The sequence below is a fragment of the Pantoea dispersa genome (assembly GCF_019890955.1).
GTDB lineage: Bacteria > Pseudomonadota > Gammaproteobacteria > Enterobacterales > Enterobacteriaceae > Pantoea > Pantoea dispersa.
On sequence record NZ_CP082346.1, the window covers coordinates 1,198,667 to 1,223,580 of the forward strand.

The 24,914-nt window shown below is 58.0% G+C and carries 23 protein-coding genes; 12 read left to right on the forward strand and 11 right to left on the reverse strand.

The features are described from left to right. Nucleotides 1-59: 59 nt before the first annotated feature. The 3 genes from ampH to tal all read right to left on the reverse strand — a co-directional run bounded on the left by ampH (nucleotide 60) and on the right by tal (nucleotide 4,403). The gene (ampH, locus tag K7H94_RS05475; protein ID WP_222951761.1) at nucleotides 60-1,229 is read right to left on the reverse strand and encodes a D-alanyl-D-alanine-carboxypeptidase/endopeptidase AmpH; all 1,170 of its coding nucleotides are present in this window, start codon (nucleotides 1,227-1,229) and stop codon (nucleotides 60-62) included. 144 nt (nucleotides 1,230-1,373) lie between these two features. Then, nucleotides 1,374-3,383 (reverse strand): transketolase, encoded by a 2,010-nt coding sequence (tkt, locus tag K7H94_RS05480; RefSeq protein WP_031279807.1) that lies wholly within the window; start codon nucleotides 3,381-3,383, stop codon nucleotides 1,374-1,376. A gap of 69 nt (nucleotides 3,384-3,452) precedes the next feature. Next, a complete protein-coding gene (gene tal / locus K7H94_RS05485) occupies nucleotides 3,453-4,403 on the reverse strand; it encodes a transaldolase (protein WP_021508067.1) in 951 nt (316 codons plus the stop codon). Nucleotides 4,404-4,755: 352 nt separating this feature from the next. On the opposite strand from tal, the gene maeB reads away from it, so the two are divergent. Further along, the gene (maeB, locus tag K7H94_RS05490; protein ID WP_222951762.1) at nucleotides 4,756-7,035 is read left to right on the forward strand and encodes an NADP-dependent oxaloacetate-decarboxylating malate dehydrogenase; all 2,280 of its coding nucleotides are present in this window, start codon (nucleotides 4,756-4,758) and stop codon (nucleotides 7,033-7,035) included. Nucleotides 7,036-7,106: 71 nt separating this feature from the next. Here maeB and hemF read toward each other — a convergent pair whose 3' ends face one another. Together hemF and amiA are read right to left on the reverse strand one after the other, a co-directional pair. Beyond that, nucleotides 7,107-8,027, reverse strand: coding sequence for an oxygen-dependent coproporphyrinogen oxidase (hemF, locus tag K7H94_RS05495; RefSeq protein ID WP_222951763.1), 921 nt, complete (start codon nucleotides 8,025-8,027; stop codon nucleotides 7,107-7,109). A gap of 47 nt (nucleotides 8,028-8,074) precedes the next feature. Further along, a complete protein-coding gene (amiA, locus tag K7H94_RS05500) occupies nucleotides 8,075-8,932 on the reverse strand; it encodes an N-acetylmuramoyl-L-alanine amidase AmiA (protein WP_021508070.1) in 858 nt (285 codons plus the stop codon). A gap of 209 nt (nucleotides 8,933-9,141) precedes the next feature. On the opposite strand from amiA, the gene K7H94_RS05505 reads away from it, so the two are divergent. The 10 genes from K7H94_RS05505 to K7H94_RS05550 all read left to right on the forward strand — a co-directional run bounded on the left by K7H94_RS05505 (nucleotide 9,142) and on the right by K7H94_RS05550 (nucleotide 18,491). Continuing rightward, the gene (locus K7H94_RS05505; protein ID WP_021508071.1) at nucleotides 9,142-9,567 is read left to right on the forward strand and encodes a GNAT family acetyltransferase; all 426 of its coding nucleotides are present in this window, start codon (nucleotides 9,142-9,144) and stop codon (nucleotides 9,565-9,567) included. Nucleotides 9,568-9,680: 113 nt separating this feature from the next. Then, on the forward strand, nucleotides 9,681-10,301 hold the full coding sequence (locus K7H94_RS05510) for an RpoE-regulated lipoprotein (protein ID WP_021508072.1): 621 nt from the start codon (nucleotides 9,681-9,683) through the stop codon (nucleotides 10,299-10,301). A 98-nt stretch (nucleotides 10,302-10,399) separates the two neighbouring features. Then, nucleotides 10,400-11,302 carry a Dyp-type peroxidase gene (locus K7H94_RS05515; RefSeq protein ID WP_222951764.1) on the forward strand — a complete coding sequence of 301 codons (903 nt, stop codon included), beginning with the start codon at nucleotides 10,400-10,402 and terminating at the stop codon, nucleotides 11,300-11,302. A 220-nt stretch (nucleotides 11,303-11,522) separates the two neighbouring features. After that, nucleotides 11,523-12,539: a sulfate ABC transporter substrate-binding protein gene (locus K7H94_RS05520; RefSeq protein WP_141496617.1), complete on the forward strand. Its 1,017-nt coding sequence runs from the start codon at nucleotides 11,523-11,525 to the stop codon at nucleotides 12,537-12,539. Further along, nucleotides 12,539-13,372 carry a sulfate/thiosulfate ABC transporter permease CysT gene (cysT, locus tag K7H94_RS05525; protein ID WP_021508075.1) on the forward strand — a complete coding sequence of 278 codons (834 nt, stop codon included), beginning with the start codon at nucleotides 12,539-12,541 and terminating at the stop codon, nucleotides 13,370-13,372. The genes K7H94_RS05520 and cysT overlap by 1 nt, the downstream gene beginning before the upstream one ends. Further along, nucleotides 13,372-14,244: a sulfate/thiosulfate ABC transporter permease CysW gene (gene cysW, locus K7H94_RS05530; protein WP_021508076.1), complete on the forward strand. Its 873-nt coding sequence runs from the start codon at nucleotides 13,372-13,374 to the stop codon at nucleotides 14,242-14,244. Before cysT ends, cysW begins: the two co-directional genes overlap by 1 nt. Continuing rightward, nucleotides 14,234-15,322 (forward strand): sulfate/thiosulfate ABC transporter ATP-binding protein CysA, encoded by a 1,089-nt coding sequence (gene cysA, locus K7H94_RS05535; protein ID WP_058770811.1) that lies wholly within the window; start codon nucleotides 14,234-14,236, stop codon nucleotides 15,320-15,322. Before cysW ends, cysA begins: the two co-directional genes overlap by 11 nt. Before the next feature lie 72 nt (nucleotides 15,323-15,394). Then, the gene (cysM, locus tag K7H94_RS05540; protein ID WP_215480574.1) at nucleotides 15,395-16,279 is read left to right on the forward strand and encodes a cysteine synthase CysM; all 885 of its coding nucleotides are present in this window, start codon (nucleotides 15,395-15,397) and stop codon (nucleotides 16,277-16,279) included. A gap of 173 nt (nucleotides 16,280-16,452) precedes the next feature. After that, nucleotides 16,453-17,133 carry a response regulator transcription factor gene (locus K7H94_RS05545; protein WP_222951765.1) on the forward strand — a complete coding sequence of 227 codons (681 nt, stop codon included), beginning with the start codon at nucleotides 16,453-16,455 and terminating at the stop codon, nucleotides 17,131-17,133. After that, entirely contained in the window at nucleotides 17,130-18,491 is a 1,362-nt protein-coding gene (locus K7H94_RS05550) for an ATP-binding protein (RefSeq protein ID WP_021508080.1), read from the forward strand. The genes K7H94_RS05545 and K7H94_RS05550 overlap by 4 nt, the downstream gene beginning before the upstream one ends. A 243-nt stretch (nucleotides 18,492-18,734) precedes the next feature. Here K7H94_RS05550 and crr read toward each other — a convergent pair whose 3' ends face one another. From crr to cysZ, 6 genes are all read right to left on the reverse strand, one after another. Further along, nucleotides 18,735-19,238, reverse strand: a complete 504-nt coding sequence (gene crr / locus K7H94_RS05555; RefSeq protein ID WP_010617547.1) for a PTS glucose transporter subunit IIA — start codon at nucleotides 19,236-19,238, stop codon at nucleotides 18,735-18,737. A 42-nt stretch (nucleotides 19,239-19,280) separates the two neighbouring features. Further along, complete coding sequence (ptsI, locus tag K7H94_RS05560) at nucleotides 19,281-21,008, reverse strand: phosphoenolpyruvate-protein phosphotransferase PtsI (RefSeq protein ID WP_021508081.1); 1,728 nt, start codon at nucleotides 21,006-21,008, stop codon at nucleotides 19,281-19,283. A gap of 159 nt (nucleotides 21,009-21,167) precedes the next feature. Next, complete coding sequence (gene ptsH, locus K7H94_RS05565) at nucleotides 21,168-21,425, reverse strand: phosphocarrier protein Hpr (protein WP_007889063.1); 258 nt, start codon at nucleotides 21,423-21,425, stop codon at nucleotides 21,168-21,170. Between the two features lie 178 nt (nucleotides 21,426-21,603). Further along, nucleotides 21,604-21,798 (reverse strand): hypothetical protein, encoded by a 195-nt coding sequence (locus K7H94_RS05570; RefSeq protein ID WP_021508082.1) that lies wholly within the window; start codon nucleotides 21,796-21,798, stop codon nucleotides 21,604-21,606. 16 nt (nucleotides 21,799-21,814) lie between these two features. Further along, nucleotides 21,815-22,786 (reverse strand): cysteine synthase A, encoded by a 972-nt coding sequence (gene cysK / locus K7H94_RS05575; protein ID WP_021508083.1) that lies wholly within the window; start codon nucleotides 22,784-22,786, stop codon nucleotides 21,815-21,817. Nucleotides 22,787-22,926: 140 nt separating this feature from the next. Next, entirely contained in the window at nucleotides 22,927-23,688 is a 762-nt protein-coding gene (gene cysZ, locus K7H94_RS05580) for a sulfate transporter CysZ (protein WP_021508084.1), read from the reverse strand. Between the two features lie 217 nt (nucleotides 23,689-23,905). Between cysZ and zipA the strand changes: the two genes are divergently transcribed. Further along, nucleotides 23,906-24,889 (forward strand): cell division protein ZipA, encoded by a 984-nt coding sequence (gene zipA, locus K7H94_RS05585; RefSeq protein ID WP_222951766.1) that lies wholly within the window; start codon nucleotides 23,906-23,908, stop codon nucleotides 24,887-24,889. Nucleotides 24,890-24,914 lie beyond the last annotated feature (25 nt).

Below are 24,914 nucleotides of genomic sequence, written 5' to 3' on the forward strand. Positions count from 1 at the left end.
TAACTGCTCGCTATATCTCACTCTCTTACTGCAATTAATTAAAATTAATTATCAAAGATTTAGCGAATATTACCGATCATCATCGGTGAGCCCGTCTGGTTGCCCACCAGCTCAGCCAGCATGTTGTTGACGCCATCGCTCATCGGGGTGAAGCGGGTCAGCGGCGAGCGCGTTACGACCACAAATACGCCGACGTTGTGCTGTGGCACCATCGCCATGTAGGTGATGAAGCCGCCGCCGCCGCCGGTTTTCTGAATGATGCCCGGATGGCCCGCCTTCGGTGCCATGTAAACCCAGCCCATGCCCAGCGCGTCGGCGCGTCCTGGCACGTCCATGCCTTCCACTTTAGTCAGCTGGTCGCGGCGATAAATCAGCGTTTGCAGCCGATCGATTTGTGGCGTGCGGTGATTCACCGCCGAGTTGAGGAACTGCTGCATCCAGCGTCCCATATCGTCCGGCGTGGAGTACACGCCGCCGCTGCCGATGGCTGCCAGCGTGTTATTGCACGGGCTGGCCCCTTTTTCGGCGATCATCAGGCGCTGACACTGGTCCGGTGATGGCGTGAAGGTGGTGTCCTTCATGCCGAGCGGACGCGTTACCAGCTGCTGCAGCAGGGCCGGATAAGGCATACCGGCGGCTTTAGCCAGCGCGTCGCCCAGCAGATCGAAGGCGAGGTTGGAGTAAGCCGCCTGCGTGCCCGGTGCGGCTTTTAGCTGCGCACCGCGCAGCCACTGCCAGCGATCCGCTTTGGTTGGCCAGACAAACACCGGACGATTCGGTTTGCCGCCCGGCTGCTCGCGCGGCAGGCTGCTGGTGTGGGTGGCGAGATTGATCAGCCGAATCGGCTGGCCGTTGTAAGTCGGTACCCGGGCGCCCGGCGGCGCGTATTTGCTCAGCGGATCGTCAAGGCGAATCTGGCCGCGCTCGGCCATCTTCACCATCACTTCGCTGGTCATCAGTTTGCTCAGCGAGGCGATACGGATCAGTGAGTCCTGCTGTGGGCGCACATTATTGCCGGGACGGGTTTCGCCAAAGCTGGCGAACACGCGCTGGTTACCGTCAATTGCCACCAGCGCCATGCCGGTCGCACCGCTGCCATAAAAGATGTGTTCTGCATAGCGATCGACAATCTGCGAGGCCAGCAGCGGATCGGGCGATACCTGCGCCGCGCTGGTAAAGGGCAGCACGGCAACCATTAAGGCCAGTAAAAAAGGAGTACGTTTTTTCAACGGGAAAGCGTCCGCTATAGGAATCGGAGGAAAACCTATAGTAATCAGTTTGCGCAAAGCGGGAAGGGGGCGGGGCGGATTTTTTTCTGTATCAGGCTGTGAAATAAAACGGCCCTCTCCCGGTAGCGGGAAAGGGCCAGACACTCAGGCAGGCTTAAGCAGCGATTCGGCGTGGCTCACCACGTTCTCGACGGTAAAGCCAAAGGCCGGGAACAGCTTGCCGGCTGGCGCCGATTCGCCGAAGGTGGTCATGCCGACAATTTTGCCGTCGATGCCGACGTATTTGTACCAGTAGTCGGCGATACCGGCTTCAACCGCCACGCGCGCACGCACGGTGGAAGGCAGCACCGATTCACGATAGGCCACGTCCTGTTTATCAAACACGTCAGTGCTCGGCAGCGAAACCACTCGCACCTTGTGGCCGTCGGCGCTGAGTTTCGCTTCGGCGCCCAGCGTGATCTCCACTTCAGAACCGGTGGCAATCAGGATGACGTCCGGCGTGCCGTCACAATCCTTGAGGATGTAGCCACCGCGCGCGATGTTCTCAACCTGTTGCGCGCTGCGCTCCGGCTGCAGCAGGTTCTGACGCGACAGAATCAGCGCGGTCGGACCGTGATGGCGCTCAATCGCCGCTTTCCACGCCACGGCGGTCTCGACCTGATCGCACGGTCGCCAGGTGCTGAAGTTTGGCGTCACGCGCAGGCTGGCCAGCTGTTCAACTGGCTGGTGCGTCGGGCCATCTTCGCCCAGACCAATTGAGTCGTGGGTGTAGACCATAATCTGGCGCGCTTTCATCAGGGCGGCCATGCGCGCTGCGTTACGCGCGTATTCGACGAACATCAGGAAGGTGGCGGTATAAGGCACAAAACCACCGTGATGCGCGATACCGTTGGCAATGGCCGTCATGCCAAATTCGCGTACGCCGTAATGAATGTAGTTACCGGCGTGATCCTCTTTGATCGGCTTCGAGCCGGACCAGATAGTGAGGTTGCTGGGCGCGAGGTCGGCGGAACCGCCGAGGAACTCCGGCAGCAGTTTACCGAAGGCTTCCAGCGTGTTCTGTGAAGCTTTGCGGCTGGCGATTTTCTGCGGGTTAGCCTGCAGATCGCGAATGAACTGGCTGGTTTTGTTTTCCCAGTCAGCCGGCATTTCGCCCTTCAGGCGGCGGCTGAATTCGTCTGCCAGCTGCGGATGCGCTTGCTGATAAGCCGTGAACTTCTCTTCCCAGGATTTCTCCTGCGCGGCCCCGGCTTCTCTGGCATCCCACTGCTGATAAATATCCTGCGGGATCTCAAACGGACCGTAATTCCAGCCGAGCTGTTTACGCGTCAGCGCCACTTCCTCTTCGCCCAGCGCGGCCCCGTGCGACTCCTCTTTGCCGGCTTTGTTTGGCGAGCCAAAGCCGATTACCGTGCGGCAGATGATCAGCGAAGGCTTGTCGGTGACGCTTTGCGCTTCTTTGATGGCCGCCGCGATGGCGTCCGGATCGTGGCCGTCGATGCCTTCGGCGCTGCCCACCACGTGCCAGTTATAAGCTTCAAAACGCTTGTGGGTGTCGTCGGTAAACCATCCTTCGGTTTCGCCGTCGATGGAGATACCGTTGTGATCGTAGAAGCCAATCAGTTTGCCGAGGCCCAGCGTGCCGGCCAGCGAACAGACTTCGTGTGAGATGCCTTCCATCAGACAGCCGTCGCCCATAAACACATAGGTAAAGTGATCGACGATATCATGGCCAGGCTGGTTGAACTGGGCCGCCAGCGTGCGCTCGGCAATTGCCAGGCCAACGGCGTTGGCCAGCCCCTGGCCGAGCGGGCCGGTGGTGGTTTCAACGCCCGGCGTGTAGCCAATTTCCGGGTGGCCCGGCGTTTTTGAGTGCAGCTGGCGGAAGTTTTTCAGCTCTTCCAGCGGCAGATCATAGCCGGTGAGATGCAGCAGGCTATACAGCAGCATCGAGCCGTGCCCGTTAGACAGAATGAAGCGATCGCGATCCGCCCAGGCCGGGTTGGTCGGGTTGTGCTTCAGGAAGTCGCGCCACAGCACTTCGGCGATATCGGCCATGCCCATCGGCATACCTGGGTGGCCGGAATTTGCTTTCTGTACCGCATCCATGCTCAGGGCGCGGATCGCGTTAGCCAACTCTCTGCGTGAAGACATAGGGTTCTCCCTTGTAATTGGGCAAAAGCGGACAGGCCGCGGCCCGTCCGGCAGAAGGTGAGTTCAGGATTACAGGCGGGCGGCCAGCACGTCTTCCAGCTTCTGCTGGTCGACGGCAAACTGGCGGATACCGTCGGACAGTTTCTCCACGGCCATCGCATCCTGGTTATGCTCCCAGCGGAACTCCGCTTCGGAGAGCGGTGCCGGCTGGTGGAAGCCCTCGGTTGATGGCTCCAGTTTGCGCTCCACCGGCGCTTCGCTGTTGGCCAGCTCTTCCAGCAGGTTCGGGGAGATGGTCAGGCGATCGCAGCCGGCCAGCGCCACAATCTGCTCCACTTTACGGAAGCTGGCACCCATGATGACGGTGTTGTAACGGTGCTTTTTGTAGTAGTCGTAAATACGACGCACCGATTTAACGCCTGGATCTTCGTCGACCACATACGGGTCGAGCGGTTTGCGCGTGTTGTACCAGTCGTAGATTCGGCCGACAAACGGCGAAATCAGGAACACGCCGGCTTCGGCACAGGCGCGCGCCTGGGCGAAGGAGAACAGCAGCGTCAGGTTACAGTTGATGCCGTTCTTCTCCAGCTCTTCCGCCGCTTTGATGCCTTCCCAGGTGGACGCCAGTTTGATCAGAATACGTGAGCGGTCGATGCCGTTCTCTTCATACAGGCGGACCAGTTTCTCCGCTTTGGTCACACACATGCCACGATCGAAAGAGAGGCGCGCATCCACTTCGGTCGAAACACGGCCCGGTACGCTTTTCAGAATTTCCATACCGAGGTTGATCGCCACTTTATCGCTGGCGTTGATGATTTGCGTCTCTTTGCTGCCGCCCTGTTTTTTCGCGTACTCAATGGCGTCATCAATCAGGTGTTTGTAAGCGTCGAGGCCGGCAGCTTTGAGGATCAGGGATGGGTTAGTGGTGGCATCTTCCGGATGGTAATGGCGAATGGATTCGATATCGCCGCTGTCCGCCACCACGGTGGTGAACTGTTTTAATGCATCTAGCTGGTTCATCGCTTAACTCCTTGATTAGCAATAATGTGGGCAAAACAGGCACCCGGGCAGTCATCGTCTTAGGTGCGCCCTTATCGGGCAAGGGAGGTTCCACACAGTGCAACAGACGCCGGATGAAGAAAATGCGTTTTCTCTGATTGTGACGTCGGGGCGCGTTTCTGATAGTCAGGCCTGCCTGATCGGTTCAGCTCAGCGTTTTGCCACCCTTAAGCATAGCAGGCTGTCCCAAAGCCGCAGGCGAAGCCGTGGCAATCCGTGCCCTGGCGACTGTGCGTTCTTTGAGCGCCTTCACCCTCTTTTGCGCCGCGCGTTCTTATACTGAGGGCTTTTCAGCCGTGCAAAAGGATGTCTGATGGACGATCAACTCAAGCAAAGCGCGCTCGATTTTCACCAATATCCCACCCCCGGAAAAATTCAGGTGTCACCCACTAAGCCGCTGGCGACGCAGCGCGATCTGGCACTGGCCTATTCCCCCGGTGTGGCGGCACCCTGTCTGGAAATTGCCGCCGATCCGCTGGCCGCGCACAAATACACCGCGCGCGGCAATCTGGTGGCGGTGATCTCCAACGGCACGGCGGTGCTGGGGCTCGGTAATATTGGCGCGCTGGCCGGCAAGCCAGTGATGGAAGGCAAGGGGGTGCTGTTCAAAAAGTTTGCCGGCATTGATGTGTTCGACATCGAAATCGACGAGCACGACCCGGACAAGCTGATTGAGGTGATCGCCGCGCTGGAACCGACGTTCGGCGGCATCAATCTCGAGGACATCAAAGCGCCGGAGTGTTTTTACATTGAGCAGCAGCTGCGGCAGCGCATGCAGATTCCGGTGTTTCATGACGATCAGCACGGCACCGCCATCATCTGTACCGCGGCAGTGCTTAACGGCCTGACCATCGTGCATAAGGCGATTGCCGACGTGCGGCTGGTGGTGTCGGGCGCTGGCGCGTCAGCCATTGCCTGCCTCAATCTGCTGGTGGCGCTTGGTATGCAGCAGAAAAATATCGTGGTGTGTGATTCAAAAGGGGTGATTTACCGCGATCGCGAAGCGGACATGACGCCGACCAAAGCCGCCTATGCCGTGGAAGACAGCGGGGCGCGCACGCTGGATCAGGTAATTGGCGGCGCGGATATTTTTCTCGGCTGCTCCGGTCCGAAAGCGCTGACGCCAGAGATGGTGCAGAAGATGGCACCAAATCCGCTGATTCTGGCGCTGGCCAATCCGGAGCCGGAGATCATGCCGCCGCTGGCGAAGCAGGTGCGGCCGGATGCGATTATCTGCACCGGGCGCTCGGATTTCCCCAATCAGGTGAATAACGTGCTGTGCTTCCCGTTCATCTTCCGCGGCGCGCTGGACGTGGGTGCCACCGCCATCAACGAAGAGATGAAGCTGGCGGCGGTACATGCGATTGCCGCTCTGGCGCAGGCGGAACAGAGCGACGTGGTAGCGTCCGCTTACGACGATCAGGATCTGAGCTTTGGCCCGGAATACCTGATTCCCAAACCGTTCGATCCGCGCTTGATTGTGCAGATAGCCCCGGCCGTCGCCAGAGCGGCGATGGATTCCGGCGTGGCGACGCGACCGATTGCTGACTTTGACGCCTACCGCGAGCAGCTCACCGAGTTCGTGTATAAAACCAATCTGTTCATGAAGCCGATCTTCTCGCAGGCGCGCAAAGCGCCGCAGCGCGTGGTGCTGGCGGAAGGCGAAGAGGTGCGGGTGCTGCACGCCACTCAGGAACTGGTGTCGCTCGGGCTGGCGAAGCCAATCCTGATTGGCCGTCCCAACGTGATTGCCATGCGTTTGCAGAAGCAGGGGCTGAAAATCGAGGCCGGGCGTGATTTTGAGATCGTGAACAACGAGTCCGACCCGCGCTTTAAGGCGTACTGGAATGAATATTATCAGCTGATGAAGCGGCGCGGCGTTACGCCGGAAACCGCCCAGCGCGCGGTGATTGGCAATCCCACGCTGATCGGTGCCATCATGGTGCATCGCGGCGAAGCGGACGCGATGATTTGCGGCACCATCGGCGACTACCGTGAACATTACGATGTGGTGGAGAAGGTGTTTGGCTTCCGCGATGACGTCAAGGTCGCCGGGGCGATGAACGCGCTGCTGCTGCCGAGCGGCAACACATTTATTGCCGATACCTATGTGAATGAGGATCCCAGCGCTGAGCAGCTGGCGGATATCACGCTGCTGGCGGCAGAAACCGTGCGGCGTTTCGGCATCGAACCGCGCGTGGCGCTGCTGTCGCACTCCAGTTTCGGCACTTCGAACGCTCCCGGCGCGCGGAAGATGCGCGAGGCGCTGGCGCTGATTCAGCAGCGAGCGCCGGAGCTGGAAATTGACGGCGAGATGCACGGCGATGCAGCGCTGGTGGAGAGTATTCGTCGCGAGCTGATGCCGGACAGCCCGCTGAAAGGTACCGCCAATCTGCTGATCATGCCGAACGTTGAGGCCGCACGCATCAGCTACAACCTGCTGCGCGTGTCCTGTTCGGAAGGGGTGACGGTGGGGCCGGTACTGATGGGCATCCGCAAGCCGGTGCATGTGCTGACGCGCATCGCCTCGGTGCGACGCATTGTTAACATGGTGGCGCTGGCGGTGGTGGAGGCGCAGACCGAGCCGTTGTGACCGGCAGGGCGACCCCACGGGGCGCGTTTTATCGGGTTATTCCGCAGGGTGCGCATGAATGCGCACCTGGCTTATTTTTCCAGCCCCAGCCAGTCCTGCACCGGCAGGAAATCGCGGGTCAGCGCGGCTTCCGGGGAGTCGTCGGCGGGTTGATAATCATATTCCCAGCGCACCAGCGGCGGCATCGACATCAGAATCGATTCGGTGCGACCGCCGGTCTGCAGACCGAACAGCGTGCCGCGATCCCATACCAGATTGAACTCAACGTAGCGGCCCCGGCGGTAAAGCTGGAACTGACGTTCGCGCTCGCTCCAAGCCAGTTCTTTGCGCTTCGCTACAATCGGCTGATAGGCTTGCATGAAACCGTTGCCGACCGCCTGCATGAAATCAAAGCAGTGGTCAAAATCCGGCGTATTCAAATCATCAAAAAACAGGCCGCCAATGCCGCGCTGCTCGTTGCGGTGTTTCAGGTAGAAGTAGTCGTCACACCACTTTTTGTAGCGTGCATAGACGTCGTCGCCAAACGGCTGGCACAGATTGAACGCGGTCTGATGCCAGTGCCGGGCATCCTCTGTGAAACCGTAGTAAGGAGTGAGATCGAAACCGCCACCAAACCACCAGACCGGATCGGCGCCCGGCTTTTCGGCAATGAAAAAGCGCACGTTGGCGTGGCTGGTTGGCACATACGGATTTTCCGGATGTACCACCAGCGACACGCCCATCGCTTCGAAGCTGCGGCCCGCCAGCTCCGGGCGGTGCGCGGTGGCTGACGCGGGCATCTGCTCGCCATACACATGGGAGAAATTAACCCCAGCCTGCTCGAACACCTTGCCATTACGCAGCACGCGGCTGCGTCCGCCGCCGCCGCCGGGGCGTTGCCAGGTGTCTTCGGCAAAGCTGGCGCTGCCGTCTTCCGCCGCCAGACCGGCGCAAATGTCATCCTGCAGCGCCAGCAGATAGGCTTTGACGCGCGAAATATCGGGATTGCTCATGGCTCACTCATTGCAAAAATTTGCCGCGATTCTAGCACAAAACGCTATCAAGCCTGGCGACGATCGTACTCATCAAAGTAATTGACGATACCGTCGGCAATCGCCCGGGCAATTTTCTGGCGAAACGCCGTGGTGCCCAACAGCTGTTCTTCACGCGGGTTGGTGATAAACGAGGTTTCCACCAGCACCGACGGGATGGACGGGGATTTTAGCACCGCGAACGCCGCCTGCTCGGTGTGCTGGCTGTGCAGGTGATGCACCGGGCGAATCTGATCCAGCACGTGTTTACCCAGCGTCAGGCTGTTGCGGATGGTATCGGTCTGTACCAGGTCGAACAGGATCTGGTTAAGGTAATTATCTTTTTCCTGCACCGCCGCGCCGCCCACTTTATCGGCATCGTTTTCGCGCTGCGACATATAGCGCGCCATGGCGCTGCTGGCACCGCGATTGGAGAGGGCAAACACTGATGCCCCGTTGGCTTCCGGGCTGGTGTAGCCGTCGGCGTGAATCGACATAAACAGGTTGGCGCCGTGCTGATGCGCAATCTCCACGCGCTGGTAGAGCGGAATGAAGTGGTCGCTGTCGCGCGTCAGCCGCACTTCCACCTTCGGATGGTTCTGCAGCAGCGTGCGCACGGTGTTGGCGATCTCCAGTACGATGTGCTTCTCTTCTGAGCCTTCCTGACCCACCGCGCCAGAATCAATGCCACCGTGACCGGGATCGATCATCACAATGCGCTTGCCGCTGGTGGCCGGTTTCGGCGGTGTATGGCGTGCGCTGACGGGCACTGCCGCGCGCGTTTCCTGCGCCTGAACGGCGCGCGGCGACAGCACCGCCAGCGCCAGGCCGGAGAGGATCAGCTGGCGGCGATTGGTCAGGCGCCGCAACAGTGAAATCTTGTTCATTAACATGTCCCTGAGAGTAAACCTGCCCCGTGTTATAGCTTAAGCGCCGTCCGGCGGCGACTGCCGAACCATTTCAGGACATTACTTTGTATTTCAGGCCGCGAATCGCTATTTAGCCGTTTTTTTCAGCCGTTGCGCCCTGCGAGGGTTGCGCCTGGCAAAGAATGCGTGATAATCAGCGAATTGTGCCTCATTGCAGGGTAACGCCGATGGAAATCCGCTCCTTCCGCCAGGAAGATTTTGAAGAAGTCATTACGCTCTGGGAGCGTTGCGATCTGTTACGGCCGTGGAACGATCCGGAACTCGACATCGAACGCAAAATGAACCATGACCCGGAGCTGTTTCTGGTGGCTGAGGTAGGCGGCGAGGTCGTGGGCACGCTGATGGGCGGCTACGATGGTCATCGCGGCTCCGCCTACTATCTGGCGGTGCATCCCGATTATCAGGGCCGGGGATTTGCCAATGCGCTGATGAACCGGCTGGAGAAAAAGCTGATTGCGCGCGGCTGCCCGAAAATCCATCTGATGGTGCGCGAAGAGAACGATCAGGTGGTGGCTTTCTACGAGAAGCTGGATTACGAGCCGGTCGACTCGCTGCTGCTGGGCAAACGCCTGATTGAAGACCGTGAATACTGATTCCACGCGGCGCGCGGCCGGGTTTCTGCCCGCCATGCAGCACAGCGAATAAACTTTTTGCCGGTTTGCGACTCCAACAGGCACGCCAGTCGGCACAAAAGAAAGGAGTTTGCATGAAAGTTGTTCGTCCCGCCCTGCTGGTCAGCGCCCTGGTGCTGGCCGGTTGCGCCAGTTCCGGTTCCTCTTCCCCTGCCAGCACCAGCGAAAGTCACTGGTACAATCCGCTCAGCTATCACTGGTCGGCGCTCAATCCGTTCAGCTGGTTTGGCAGTTCGCTCACCGTCACCGAGCAGGGCGTCGCCGGGCTGAACAGCAACACGGCAATGTCTGAGTCCGCCATTGGCGCCGCGCTGAACAATGATTATCAGCTGCGTCAGGGCATGCGCACGCAGAACGGGCAGGTGGTGGATTTCTGGCAGGCGCTGGATGACGGTAAGGTTAAGCTGGTGATCAATGGCCAGCGCAGCGTCGAGCGCATTGAAGTGCTCGATAGCGACGCGCGCAGCGCCGACGGCAGTAAAATCGGTGATGCGTTCAGCGATAAATTCAGCAAAGCGTTTGATAACTGCAAAATGGTTGCCGGGCTGGATGTGCGCGATGTTGAGTGCCGCGCGCCGGGTAGTCAGCATATCGCCTATATCTACAGCGGCGAGTGGCACGGTCCGACCGGGCTGATGCCGTCAGATGATACGTTAAAAAGCTGGAAAATCAGTAAGATCGTCTGGCAGCGTTAACCAGCGAAAAAATTGCGTTAACGCATCTTCTGCGCAGGGCTTTCCGGTATGATACCGGCGAAAAAACGCCGTTAACTTTTATGCCGGAGAGCATTGTCATGTCTCAGTTTCAGAGCGGGATCCTGCTGGAGCACCGCCGTTTCGCCATTTGGCTGGAAGCCCGCGCCACCGGAGACCTCGCTGCGCTGCGTCAGGGTTGCCACGCCTTTCTGCAGCAGCTGGCTGCGCTGCAGCAGCAATTCCCGGACGCCGGTCTTGGTGCGGTCATCGCCTTTGGTGATGCGCTGTGGCGCGATCTGCAGGGCACCGACTCAGCTCCCGAACTCAAAGCTTTCACGCCGCTCGGCAAAGGTGCGGCACCGGCGACCCAGCGCGATCTGTTGATCCATATTCAGTCGCTGCGTCACGACGTGAACTTTTCGCTGGCGCAGGCGGCGCTGACGGCGTTCGCCGGCGCGGTCGCCATTGAAGAAGAGACGCACGGTTTCCGCTGGGTCGAAGATCGCGATCTTTCCGGTTTTGTTGATGGCACCGAAAACCCGCAGGGCGAGGCGCGCCAGCAGGTGGCGATCATTGCTGATGGCGCGGATGCCGGCGGCAGCTATGTGTTTACCCAGCGCTGGGAGCACAACCTGCCGCAGTTCAACCGGCTGGCGATTGATAAGCAGGAAGCGATTATTGGCCGCACCAAACAGGACAATGAAGAGCTGCCGGACGATCAGCGGCCGGCGACGTCGCACCTGAGTCGCGTGGATTTGAAAGAAGCGGGCAAAGGCCTGAAGATTCTGCGCCAGAGCCTGCCGTACGGCACCGCCAGTGGTCGCCACGGTCTCTATTTTATTTCGTACTGTCATCGCCTGTATAACATCGAGCAGCAGCTGCTGAGCATGTTTGGCGAGCGCGACGGCATGATGGATGCCATGTTACGGTTCACCAAACCGGTGAGCGGCAGCTACTTCTTTGCCCCTTCGCTGACGGCGCTGCAGGCGCTGTCACGTTAATCCATCGCGTTTTACCGGTGCGCCGCCGTGCGCACCACATCCCCGCTTGACGCGGCTCAGTTAATCCCGCCCTGCGCATAAACTCTGCCGCTGGCTTATGCCTTTTTAGACTTTGAAATCCCTAAACGATATATAAAACCGTTACAGCTTTCGCCAGAGTTATAAATACACTGACAGCATCTAATGGCATAGGCTCGAACTCCATTTCTCAGGGTGCAGCATGACACGTTCGGTTTCGAAAAAATGGCTTGGCGGTATAGCGCTGTCGCTGAGTTTAGCGGGCGCGGCACAGGCAACAGAGCTGCTCAATAGCTCTTACGATGTGTCACGTGAACTGTTTGTTGCCCTGAATGCGCCGTTTGAACAGCAGTGGGACGCGGCGCACCCTGACGACAAGCTGACCATTAAACAGTCACATGCGGGCTCCTCAAAACAGGCGCTGGCCATTTTGCAGGGGCTGCGTGCCGATGTCGTGACCTATAATCAGGTGACCGATGTGCAGGTGCTGCACGACAAAGGCAACCTGATCCCGGCCGACTGGCAGAGTCGTCTGCCCAACAGCAGCTCACCGTTTTATTCCACCATGGCGTTCCTGGTGCGCAAGGGGAATCCAAAGCAGATTCACGACTGGGCCGATCTGGCGCGCGATAACGTGAAGCTGATTTTCCCGAATCCGAAAACCTCCGGTAACGGCCGTTACACTTATCTGGCCGCGTGGGGCGCTGCCGACCAGGCGGACGGCAAAGATCAAGCCAAAACCGAAGCGTTTATGACCAGGTTCCTGAAAAACGTCGAAGTGTTTGATACCGGCGGCCGTGGTGCCACTACCACCTTTGCCGAGCGCGGGCTCGGCGATGTGCTGATCAGCTTTGAATCGGAAGTGAACAATATCCGTAATCAGTACGGTAAAGACCAATACGAAGTGATTGTGCCGAAAACCAATATTCTCGCTGAATTCCCGGTCGCGTGGGTCGATAAGAACGTCGAACACAACGGCACGGCGGAAGCGGCGAAAGCCTATCTTAACTACCTCTACACGCCGCAGGCGCAGAAAATCATCACCGGCTTTTACTATCGCGTGAATAACCCGCAGCTGATGGCGGAGCAGAAAGATCGCTTCCCGCAGACTGCGCTGTTCAATGTTAATGACGCGTTTGGCGGCTGGCCGCAGGTGATGAAAACCCACTTCGCCAGCGGCGGTGAGCTGGATAAATTACTGGCAGCGGGGCGCGGCTGATGTTGGCTTCTGCACAGAAACGCGTTCTGCCCGGTTTTGGTCTCAGCCTCGGCACCAGCCTGCTGTTTACCTGCCTGATTCTGCTGCTGCCGATCAGCGCGCTGATCATGCAGCTGTCGCAGATGACGCTGGCGCAGTACTGGCAGGTGATCAGCAATCCGCAGCTGGTGGCAGCGTATAAAGTTACGCTGCTGTCAGCGGGCGTGGCCTCGCTGTTTAACGCGGTGTTTGGCATGCTGATGGCGTGGATTCTGACCCGCTATCGCTTTCCCGGCCGTACGCTGCTGGATGGCCTGATGGACCTGCCGTTTGCGCTGCCGACGGCGGTGGCCGGCCTGACGCTGGCCGGGCTGTTTTCGGTTAACGGCTGGTACGGTCAGTGGCTGGCACATTTTGATATCAAAGTGTCTTACACCTGGCTCGGTATCGCGGTGGCGATGGCTTTCACCAGCATTCCGTTTGTGGTGCGTACCGTGCAGCCGGTGCTGGAAGAGTTAGGCCCGGAGTATGAGGAAGCGGCGGAAACCCTCGGTGCCACGCCGTGGCAGAGTTTCCGGCGCGTAGTGCTGCCGGAAGTCGCGCCGGCGCTGCTGGCCGGGACCGCGCTGTCGTTTACCCGCAGCCTCGGTGAATTTGGCGCGGTGATCTTTATCGCCGGTAACATCGCCTGGAAAACTGAAGTGACCTCGCTGATGATTTTTGTTCGCCTGCAGGAGTTTGATTATCCGGCTGCCAGCGCCATCGCTTCGGTGATCCTCGCGGCGTCGTTGCTGCTGCTGTTTGCGATTAACACTCTGCAGAGCCGCTTTGGCCGCCGTCTGGGAGGTCACTGATGGCTGAGATTTCACAGATCAATCATGCCGAGCGTCAGCCGGTGAACTGGGGCAAATGGCTGCTGATCGGCATTGGTGTGCTGGTATCGATTGGCCTGCTGGTGGTGCCGATGGTTTCCATCTTCTGGGAGGCGCTGGGGCAGGGCATCGGCAAGGCCTTTAGCAACCTGCAGGATGGGGACATGCTGCATGCTATCTGGCTGACGGTGCTGGTGGCGCTGATTACCGTGCCGGTAAACCTGGTGTTCGGCACGCTGCTGGCCTGGCTGGTGACGCGCTTCACTTTCCCCGGTCGCCAGCTGCTGCTGACGCTGTTTGATATTCCGTTTGCCGTGTCGCCGGTGGTGGCCGGTCTGATGTATCTGCTGTTCTGGGGCGTGAACGGCCCGGCTGGCGGCTGGCTTGATGCGCACAACATCCAGGTGATGTTTGCCTGGCCGGGTATGGTGCTGGCGACGATTTTCGTTACCTGTCCGTTTGTGGTGCGCGAGCTGGTGCCGGTGATGCTGAGCCAGGGCAGCCACGAAGATGAAGCCGCCGTGCTGCTGGGCGCGTCTGGCTGGCAGATGTTCCGCCGCGTGACGCTGCCAAATATCCGCTGGGCGCTGCTGTACGGCGTGGTGCTGACCAACGCGCGCGCCATCGGCGAATTTGGTGCGGTATCGGTAGTGTCCGGCTCGATTCGCGGCGAAACCTATACCTTACCTTTACAGGTTGAATTACTGCATCAGGATTACAACACCGTGGGCGCTTTTACCGCCGCCGCGCTGCTGACCCTGATGGCAATTGTGACGCTGTTTCTGAAAAGCGTGGTGCAGTGGCGATTAGAGCATCAGCAGAAGCGCCAACAGGAGGAAAATCATGAGCATTGAGATTAAACACATTAATAAAGCATTTGGCCGCACGCCGGTGCTGAACGATATCTCTCTGGATATTCCTTCCGGCAAGATGGTGGCGCTGCTCGGACCGTCCGGTTCCGGTAAAACCACGCTGCTGCGCATTATCGCCGGGCTGGAGCACCAGAACAGCGGGCAGATCCATTTTCATGGCAAAGACGTCAGCCGCACGCACGCACGCGATCGTCAGGTCGGCTTTGTGTTTCAGCACTATGCGCTGTTCCGCCATATGACGGTGTTCGACAACATCGCCTTTGGTCTGACGGTGCTGCCGCGCCGCGAGCGTCCGAACAGCGCCGAAATTAAGCAGCGCGTTACCCGTCTGCTGGAGATGGTGCAGCTGGCACATCTGGCCAACCGCTACCCGGCACAGCTCTCCGGTGGACAGAAACAGCGCGTGGCGCTGGCGCGTGCGCTGGCTGTTGAGCCGCAGATTCTGCTGCTGGACGAACCCTTTGGCGCGCTGGATGCCCAGGTACGTAAAGAGCTGCGCCGCTGGCTGCGTCAGCTGCATGAAGAGCTGAAATTTACCAGCGTGTTTGTGACCCACGACCAGGAAGAAGCGATGGAAGTGGCGGATAGCGTGGTGGTAATGAGTCAGGGCAATATTGAGCAGGTGGGCGCACCGGATGACGTGTGGCGTGAGCCCGCGACCCGCTTCGTGCTGGAGTTCCTCGGCGAAGTGAACCGCTTTGACGGCGAAGTGCACGGCTCGCAGTTCCATGTGGGCGCGCATCGCTGGCCGCTGGGCTATACGCCAGCGCATCAGGGCGACGTGGAGCTGTTCCTGCGTCCGTGGGAAGTGGACGTGTCACGCCAGAGTAGCCTGGAGACGCCGTTACCGGTGCAGGTGCTGGAAATCAGTCCGCGTGGCCACTTCTGGCAGCTGGTGGTTCAGCCCGTCGGCTGGCAAAGCGAGCCAATCTCGGTGGTATTCGCCGGTGAACAGACGGCGCCGATCCGCGGCGAACGGCTGTTTGTTGGTCTGCAACAGGCACGTATCTACCAGGGCACCACGCCGCTGCGACCGGTTGCCTTTGCCGAAAGCGCCTGATATTTTTGTCACTCCTTCGGGCGGGATTTTCCCGCCCGATTTATTTGTACTCCTTTCGGCTGGAATGACACCGTGACCACTCTGGAAAACACCATCGGCAATACGCCGCTGATTAAGTTGCAGCGCCTGACGCCGGATAACGGCAGCGAAATCTGGCTCAAGCTGGAAGGCAACAATCCGGCAGGTTCGGTGAAAGATCGCGCGGCCTGGTCGATGATCCACCACGCTGAGTTGCGGGGTGAAATCCAGCCCGGCGACACCCTGATCGAAGCCACCAGCGGCAATACCGGCATTGCGCTGGCGATGATTGCCGCGCTGAAAGGCTACCGGTTACGCCTGCTGATGCCGGAGAACATGAGCCAGGAGCGTCAGGATGCGATGCGCGCCTACGGGGCTGAGCTGGTTTTGGTGACCCGCGAGCAGGGCATGGAGGGCGCACGCGATCTGGCGCAGGCCATGGCGCAGCGCGGTGAAGGCAAAGTGCTGGATCAGTTTAATAATCCCGACAACCCGCTCGGCCATTATCTCACCACCGGTCCGGAGATCTGGCAGCAAAGCCACGGTCGTATGACACATTTTGTCTCCAGCATGGGCACCACCGGCACCATCAGCGGCGTCGGGCGCTATCTGAAAGAGTTTGCTCCGGCGGTGAAAGTGATTGGTTTGCAGCCGCAGGAGGGCAGCAGTATTCCCGGTATTCGTCGCTGGCCGGCGGCCTATCTGCCGGGGATTTTTCGTCCGGAACTGGTGGATGAAGTGATAGATATGGCGCAGCAGGAGGCGGAAGAGACCATGCGCGCGCTGGCGCAGCGCGAAGGCATTTTCTGCGGCGTCAGTTCAGGTGGGTCAGTGGCTGGCGCATTGCGCATTGCGACGGCGCAGCCGGGCAGTGTGATTGTCGCCATTGTCTGCGATCGCGGCGATCGCTATCTTTCCACCGGTGTTTTTCACCGCTAGTTCCCCCCGCCTGTTTCTGGCTTCGTGCGCCCTGTGACGCGGCGTACGGGCCATTTTTGTCTATAGTCTCCCTAAGCATGTTCTGACGCGGTCACTGTAAGGATCGCGTAAAACTGGCTGCTTTCCCGCGGCACTCAGGACAAAATAGCGGCAATTTTGTACGAGAGAAAAAGATGAAAATCCTGCTTGTTGATGATGATGTTGAACTTGGCACCATGCTGAGCCAGTACCTGATTGCCGAAGGTTTTGAAACCCAGCTGGTGCTGACCGGCAGCGCCGGGATTGAAGGGGCGTTATCCGGACACTACACCGCGATGATTCTCGACATCATGCTGCCGGATATGAGCGGTATTGATGTGCTGCGTCAGGTGCGGCAGAACAGCCGCCTGCCGGTGATTATGCTGACGGCGAAGGGCGACAATATCGACCGCGTTATCGGCCTGGAGATGGGCGCGGATGACTACGTGCCCAAACCCTGCTATCCGCGCGAGCTGGTGGCGCGTCTGCGCGCGGTGCTGCGTCGCTTTGAAGATCAGGTACCGGTGCCGGACAAGAAAGAGGTCCTGCGCTGGGGCGATCTCAGCCTGAACCCGGCCACGCGTATCACGGAGTGGCAGGGCAAAGCTTTTGATCTCACCGCGTCTGAGTTCAATCTGCTGGATCTGCTGCTGCGCGCACCGGACCGCGTGGTGTCCAAAGATGAGCTGTCGGAGAAGGGGCTGGGCCGACCGCGTGAAGCTTACGATCGCAGCGTGGATGTGCACATCAGCAACATCCGCCAGAAGCTGGCTGCGCTGACCGCAGACAGCGTGAATATTGAAACCGTGCGCAGCATTGGTTATCGCATTCGATGAAACACAGCTACCGTGGCCGCATGTTCTGGAAGATCCTGCTGGGCTTCTGGATTGTGTTTGTGATTATCAGCCAGCTGCTGTGGCTGGGCTTTACCTTGTCAGGAAACCGTCACGAGCCGCCGGAGATTGTGGCGGTGCGTCGGATCGTTAATCTGCAAATGGCTTCGGCGGTGTCGGTACTGGAGCGCGGCGGCCCCAGCTCGCTCGACGATATGATGGCCGACTGGGAGCCGAACGATCGTCAGTTTTTCTCGGTGATTCAGCACGCCAGACCGGCCACTACGCCGGACAATGCGCCGCCGGAGACCTTTAATCAGCCGTTTCACGGGCCGTTTCCGCAGGTGATTGTGCGCTGGGTGAAGGGCGCTGACGGTAAAGAGTATGAACTGCGCTATGACGTAAAAGGGCTGCGCGAAGACAGTTCAATGGGCGGCGGAGGCCCGCGTCGTATTCTGAATATCCCCGAGCCGATGTTTACCTTTGCCGGCGCGCTGGGGCTGCTGTTCAGTCTGCTGCTGGCGTGGAACCTGACGCGACCAATGCGTCAGCTGCGGGAGGGGTTTGCCCGCGTGTCGCGCGGTGATTTGTCGGTGCGGCTCTATCCGGTGATGCGCCGCCGCCATGATGAGCTGTCGATTGTGGCCCAGGATTTTGATGCGATGGTGGAGCGGCTGGATACGCTGGTGAAAGCGCGTGAGGAGCTGCTGCACGATATCTCCCACGAGCTGCGCTCCCCGCTGGCGCGCCTGCAGTTAGCCACCGGTCTGGCGCGCCAGACGCCGGAGTCGGTAGCCTCCTCACTGAATCGCATCGACGAGGAGGCACGCCGCCTGGATAAGATGATCGGCGAACTGCTGACGCTATCGCGCGCTGAACATGAGAGCATGCCTGGCGAGCAGTATTTTGACCTGACCGGCCTGCTACACGCGGTGGTAACTGATGTGCGCTACGAAGCGCAGATCCCCGGTGTGCATGTAGATTTTCTGGTGGATGAGAACGCAGATTACACCGTGCGCGGTAATGCTGAGTTGATCCGCCGCGGCGTGGAGAATGTGCTGCGCAACGCGCTGCGTTTCTCACATCAGGGGCAGCATATCAGCGTGCAGTTGCAGGCGGAGAATCAGTGGCTGGCGATTCGCGTGCGCGATCAGGGGCCGGGCGTGGATGATGAGAAGCTGTCGAGTATCTTCGATCCGTTCGTTCGGGTGAATTCGCCGCTGATGGGCAAAGGCTACGGGCTGGGGCTGTCGATCGTGCGCAAAGTGGTTCTGGCACATCACGGCGAAGTTCAGGCAGTGAACCGTCCGGAAGGCGGGCTGGAAGTGACACTGCGGCTACCGCGCTGGAAGCAGGCGTAAATCATCACGCCAGGCGCAGGCGGTCAGGACGACCGGACAGATCGCAAAGACGGCATAAACCGTCCCTGGGCCTCGGCCCGCGCCATCCATGGCGCGGGACGCTTTGCTCCTCTGCCCGGTCGTCCCGCCCTCAAACAGGCACGGTGCGCTTTGCCAGAAGCGCTCGCCTGCAAATCTTTCATCAACGTGTGAAAAAACAAAAACGGCACCCATTGGGTGCCGTTTTCACGCAATCAGCGCGGTTTACTTCCTGATGCGGATAACCGGCGTTTCGCCCACGGTAACCTGACCGGAGAGTTTCACCAGGTCTTTGATCTCATCCATATTCGAGATCACGACCGGGGTCAGCGTGGATTTGGCTTTCTCTTCCAGCAGCGGCAGATCAAACTCGATCACCACATCGCCTTTTTTCACTTTCTGGCCTTCTTCAGCGATGCGTTTGAAGCCTTCACCTTTCAGTTCTACCGTGTCGATACCGAAGTGCACGAACAGTTCGATGCCGTTATCAGATTCGATAGAAAACGCGTGGTTGGTTTCGAAAATCTTGCCGATAGTACCATCCACTGGTGCAACCATTTTGTTGCCAGTAGGTTTGATGGCGATACCATCACCGACGATTTTCTCTGCGAATACCACATCAGGTACGTCTTCGATATTCACGATTTCGCCTGACAGAGGCGCAACGATATCGATAGTCCCTGACGCGCTCTCTGATTTATCGCCAAAAAGTTTAGAAAACAAACCCATGATCTTCTCCTAAGCAGTAATTTGGGGCCAGCGTCTCGTGGATCAGCAGAGCGTTTTTTCTTTGATGAACTTGTTCACCAGGTTCATCAAATCTTCCGCTGTGGGTTGAGCCAGAGCCTGCTCTGCCAGTGCCTTCGCATCTTCGAAATTGGTATTGCGAATGATCTTCTTGATGCTTGGGATTGAAATGGCACTCATGCTGAATTCGTCCAGCCCCATTCCCAGTAACAGTAGTGTAGCACGTTCATCACCAGCCAGCTCACCACACATGCCGGTCCATTTCCCTTCGGCATGTGATGCGTCGATCACTTGCTTGATGAGGCCCAGTACAGATGGCGTCATTGGGTTATAGAGGTGTGAAATCAAATCATTACCACGATCGACCGCCAGAGTATACTGCGTCAGGTCATTTGTCCCAATACTAAAGAAGTCGACTTCTTTCGCCAGATGGCGGGCAATCACTGCGGAAGCCGGGGTTTCCACCATGATGCCCACTTCAATGGACTCATCAAAGGCTTTACCTTCTTCACGCAGTTGTGCCTTCAGCATCTCCAGCTCAGCCTTCAGGAAGCGCACTTCTTCAACCGAAATGATCATCGGGAACATGATGCGCAGTTTGCCGAAGGAAGACGCACGCAGAATGGCGCGCAGCTGGGCATGCAGAATCTCTTTGCGGTCCATAGCGATACGAATCGCACGCCAGCCGAGGAACGGGTTCTCTTCTTTTGGCAGGTTCATGTACGGCAGATCTTTGTCGCCGCCGATGTCCATGGTGCGCACGATCACGGCCTGGGAACCCATCGCTTCCGCCACGGCTTTGTAAGCCTGGAACTGCTCTTCTTCGCTTGGCAGCGAATCGCGGTCCATGAACAGGAATTCAGTACGGTAAAGACCAACACCTTCCGCGCCGTTGCGCTCAGCACCGGCGACATCACGCACGGTACCGATGTTGGCGCACACTTCAACCTGATGGCCGTCCAGCGTAATCGCTGGCAGATCTTTCAGTTTCGCCAGCTCGTGCTTCTCAGACAGATACTGCGTCTGAATCGCTTTCAGCTCTTCCTGCACGTCGTCGGTCGGATTGACGTAAATCTTGTTGTTCACGCCATCGATAATCAGGAAATCACCGTTTTTCACGGTAGCGGTCACGTTACCGGTGCCGACAATCGCAGGCAGTTCCAGCGAACGCGCCATGATCGAGGTGTGTGAAGTACGGCCACCCAGATCGGTAATAAAGCCCAGCACCTTTTTCAGGTTCAGCTGTGCGGTTTCGGATGGCGTCAGATCTTTCGCCACCAGAATGGATTCGTCAGCAATGGCGCTCAGGTCAACGATATGCAGACCCAGAATGTTCTGCAGCAGACGCTTGCCGATGTCACGTACGTCAGCCGCGCGCTCTTTCAGATATTCGTCGTCGAGCTCTTCCAGCGCTTTCGCCTGGCCTTCAACCACAGAGTGGGCGGCGGCGTCAGCGGTTACGTGATCTTTTTTAATCAGGTCGATGATTTCCTGCTCAAGCTCTTCGTCTTCGAGCAGCATGATGTGACCTTCAAAGATCGCCGCTTTCTCTTCACCGAAGGTTTCACCGGCTTTCACACGGATGGCTTCAAGCTGCCCGGCTGCTTTGCTGCGACCGTCGAGGAAGCGCTGAACTTCCTGCTCAACCTGGTCGTCAGTAATCTTTTTACGGCTGATGACGATCTCGTCTTCCTTCAGCAGCAGTGCTTTGCCGAAAGCGATACCCGGTGATGCTAAAATGCCTGAAATCATAACCCTACCTTTTAATCACGATGGCTCATTGACCCAATGCGTTGCCACTGTCGCGGAGCAGTACTCTAAGGAAGCAATAACGCGGACAGGTTGTCCGCGATCAACATAATTGCACTCAATGGGGCAAAGGAGTCGGTTTAATGGCTTGCCGGAGCGGAATTACTCCAGTTCAGCCATCAGTTTGACCAGATGCTCAACCGCCTGCTGCTCGTCTTCACCTTCTGCAGAAAGCGTAACAACCGTACCCTGAGTCAGACCCAGAGTCTGCAGTTTGAACAGGCTTTTCGCGCTGGCAGATTTGCCGTTAGAAGTAACGGTGATTTCAGACTGGAAAGCCTTTGCTTCTTTCACGAACTGAGCTGCAGGACGGGTATGGAGGCCGTTAGGTGCGGTAATGGTAACTTCTTGCTGGAACATTCTATTTCCCCAACTTTATCAGGTTTGGTGTTATGGATCTAAAGTCTAGCCTGGAGCCGTAACTTTAGCCTGTGTAGGTGCGCTGGTACGGCATCACGCTGACCAAAAAATGCGCTTGAATGAAAAAGTCATTTTTTCGATGACGGATCAAAACTGCTGCGATACGTCACTTTGCTGATTATGCCGTGATTCGCCGTTTCACCAAATCAGTAAATCGATTCAGCTTGATCCACTTTAAAGGCAGATTAATTTCAGGCACCGAAATAATTGGCTGCTTAAATACCAGAGCCGCATCACTGAAATCAATCTGCCCGGTGGTAAAAGTGAGATCTGCGCCACAAAAAAGCACCCATTTGGGTGCTTTTTTCATCATTTTCAGACTCTGGCGTTTACTGTTGCAGCTCTTTTTCGGTGAACAGATCGGCAAACAGTGCGGTACTGAGATAGCGTTCGCCGGAAGAGGGCAGAATCACCACGATATTTTTATTGGCGAAGGCTTCATCTTCCTGCAGCTTAAGGGCAGCCGCCACCGCTGCACCGGAAGAGATACCGGCCAGAATGCCTTCCTCTTCCATCAGCTGACGCGCGGTGCTGATCGCTTCTTCATTGGTGATGGCCACCACGCGGTCAATCAGTTTCAGGTCAAGGTTGCCCGGAATGAAACCGGCACCAATCCCCTGAATCTTATGCGGACCCGGTTTGATCTCTTCTCCCGCCAGCGCCTGCGCGATGACCGGGGAATCCGTAGGCTCAACGGCCACGGTGATCAAATCCTGCTTGCCTTTGGTGTTCTTGATGTAGCGGCTCACGCCGGTCAGCGTACCGCCGGTGCCCACGCCGGCAATGAAGACGTCTACGGCGCCGTCAGTGTCTTCCCAGATCTCCGGGCCAGTAGTCTTTTCGTGAATTTCCGGGTTGGCCGGGTTGCTGAACTGTTGCAGCAGCACATATTTGTCCGGATCGCTGGCAACAATCTCTTCTGCTTTAGCGATGGCGCCCTTCATGCCTTTTGGCCCTTCGGTCAGCACCAGATTGGCGCCCAGCGCTTTCAGCAACTTGCGACGTTCAATCGACATGGTCTCAGGCATGGTCAGCGTCAGCTTGTAGCCGCGCGCAGCGGCGACATAGGCCAGCGCAATGCCGGTGTTGCCGCTGGTTGGCTCTACCAGCTCAACGCCCGGTTTCAGAATACCGCGTTTTTCTGCGTCCCAAATCATATTGGCACCGATACGGCATTTAACGCTGAAGCTCGGGTTACGCGACTCGACCTTCGCCAGAATGCGTCCGTTACCGATGCGGTTCAGTCGAACCAGCGGCGTATGACCAATTGTCAGAGAGTTGTCTTCATAGATCTTACTCATAGCCCGTCCTTAACTGTATGAAATATTGGGAACCCTCAGAGCATACCTGTTCTGACCCCCGGCGGAAGGAAAGAAATCGTATATCTATATAGCCTGCGACCATAAGCCTGATGCAAAAATGCATAAGGCTTTTTGATGCATTATAGATGACGCGCATGCTGGCTGCGGTAGCGATCGACCCACATGGCGGTCGCGCCGCATACCGCGACCGGCATGATGGCGAGATTGAGGATCGGAATCATGGTGAACAGACTGACCAGCGCGCCAAACTGCATATTGGCGGTTTTATGCTGACGCAGCGCGTTACGCATCTGAGGAAAACTGACTTTGTGGTTGTCGAACGGATAGTCGCAATATTGTATCGATAGCATCCAGGCGCTAAACAGAAACCACAACACCGGCGCCACGGTCTGGCCAAAGCCGGGGATAAAATAGAGCAGCAGCAGGCCCAGTGCGCGCGGCAAATAGTAGCCGAGCTTCTGTAACTCGCGCTTCATGATGCGCGGGATGTCTTTCATCATGCCGAGCCAGCCACTGTCCGGCAGGGGTTTTCCGGTCAGACGTCCTTCCAGCTGCTCCGCCAACAGGCCGCAAAATGGCGCGGCAATCCAGTTGGCGATGGTGGAGAAGAAATAGCTGAATACCAGTACAATCGAAATTACCGACAGCGGCCACAGCAGATAGCTCAGCCACTGCAGCCAGTCCGGCACGTGCGACATCAGCCGGGGAATCCACTGGCCGAGGCGCTGAAACAGCCAGATAAACGCACCGCCCAGCAGCACAATGTTTACCAGCAGCGGGATGATGACGTAGCGGCGGATACCGGGCAGACGCACCAGTTTCCAGCCCTGGGCAAAATAATGAATACCATTCATGGATGAGACCGAATTCTCAGCGGGCATAGCGAGCCTTTCTCCTTTATGTAGCGGCGCCAACATCATAACCTGGCTTTTTATCGGTGACAGGCGCACTTTGCGCGAAAAAACAGCAAAAAAGCGTGGGGCAGCTATCTTATTTGTCAGAAAATACTGCACAGACTTGCACTTGTGTAGCTGGGCAAATACAGTTAGAGGATAAAGTTTGCCGTGGTGGCAAGGTATTGGAACAACAGAGAATACAATGATGCAGGATTTGCGTCTGATATTAATCGTTGTTGGCGCGATCGCCATAATAGCGCTGCTTCTTCACGGACTGTGGACCAGCCGTAAAGAGCGCTCTTCCGTGTTTCGCGATCGCCCGCACAAACGTCTGAAACAGCGTGAAGAAGCGGATGACGATGATCTGCTGAACAGCGAAGACGATGGCGTCGGCGAAGTACGCGTGCGTCGTCAGCGTGATGCCGAAGACGAGCCGCAGTTCGATGCGCCGGTCACCAAACCTGCAGCTCCGCGTGCGCCGGAACCGGTGCGTCAGCCGTTCCCACGCCAGGAAACGCCGTTAAGCGGCGATCCGCTGCTGGACGATGAGCCAGTACGTCAGCCTGCACCTGCGCCACAACCGCAGGCGCCGGTGTCGCAGCCCGTGCCACAGCCACAACCGATTCAGGCCGATCCGCTGCTGGATAATGAACCGCTGTCCGCCACCCAGCCGGCACCGGAGTTTACCGCCGCCGAGCCGGAGGTTAAACAACCTGAACCTGCGCCTGTGCAGGAAGCTGCACCGCAACCGCAGCCCGCTGCGCCGGGTAGTAAAAAAGAAGCGGTGCTGGTGTTGCACGTTGCCGCGCATGCCGGTGGCGCACTGAACGGTGAAGCGCTGCTGCAGGGCATTCTGCAGGCCGGCTTCCAGTTTGGTGAAATGAACATTTTCCATCGCCATCTCAGCCCGGCCGGCAGCGGTCCGGTGCTGTTCAGCCTGGCAAACATGGTTAAACCGGGTTCGTTCAATCCGGATGAAATGGGCGATTTCACCACGCCCGGCGTCTCGATCTTTATGATGGTGCCGTCCTACGGTGACGCCAATCAGAACTTTAAGCTGATGCTGCAATCGGCACAGCGCATCGCCGATGATGTCGGTGGCGTGGTGCTGGATGATGAGCGTCGCATGATGACACCACAAAAGCTGGAAACCTATAAAGCACGCATCCGCGAGGTTATTGGCTAAGCGCCGCCAGCAGTATCACCCTTTA